We start from the raw sequence: 735 nt of genomic DNA, 5'->3' as shown, positions 1-735 counted from the left end.
CGGGATCTTTTAACACACGTTCATCTGCTTCTAACAAGGAACGTAATAACGCTTTCGCTTTGCCAATATCATCGTTATAACCAATGCCAAAAACCATATCAACACGGCGCGTACCATTAATATTAACATTCGTGACACAGCCATTAGATAGCAAACCATTAGGTATGATAATACGCTGATTATCAAAGGTTTTTAATATAGTATTGAAAATTTGAATTTCTTCTACCGTACCAACATAACCTTGCGCTTTAATGGTATCACCGTTTTTAAATGGACGAAATAATAAAATTAACACGCCACCAGCAAAGTTAGCCAAGCTACCTTGTAGCGCTAAACCGATAGCTAAACCTGCGGCACCTAACACGGCAATAAGCGAAGCGGTTTGAATACCAATCATGGAAGCAAAAATGATAATTTGAATGGCTTTTAATAAGGTATTTAAAATACTTAATAAAAAGCGATGTAAGGTGATTTCAACTTCGTTCTTCGATAAACCTAATTCAACGAGATTAAGCAACCTTTTGATAATGAAGTTACCTACTAGGTAAACAACAATCGCTAATAAAAACTGGACACCAAACTGTAAGCCCATATCTCCGAGCATTTGCACGTAATGTTCGATTTTTTCTATATTGATTTCCATGAAAATGATATCCTAAGCCATGTTAATTAACAGTTAACTACAATATTAACCTTTAATTCACAATAGTAAGCTTTCTACAAAATGATGTAAAT

At 34.4% G+C, this 735-nt stretch carries 1 protein-coding gene; it reads right to left on the bottom strand.

Annotation, left to right across the window (positions count from 1 at the left end; translation table 11 throughout):
- Nucleotides 1-643, bottom strand: a 643-nt coding sequence (locus ASU03_RS19480) for a mechanosensitive ion channel family protein (protein ID WP_057833312.1), incomplete at its 3' end; no start/stop codon positions are given.
- Nucleotides 644-735 lie beyond the last annotated feature (92 nt).

The organism is Colwellia sp. TT2012, from assembly GCF_001440345.1.
Classification (GTDB): domain Bacteria; phylum Pseudomonadota; class Gammaproteobacteria; order Enterobacterales; family Alteromonadaceae; genus Colwellia.
The sequence above is the reverse complement of the archived record's forward strand: the minus strand, read 5'-3'. Positions and strand labels throughout refer to the sequence as shown.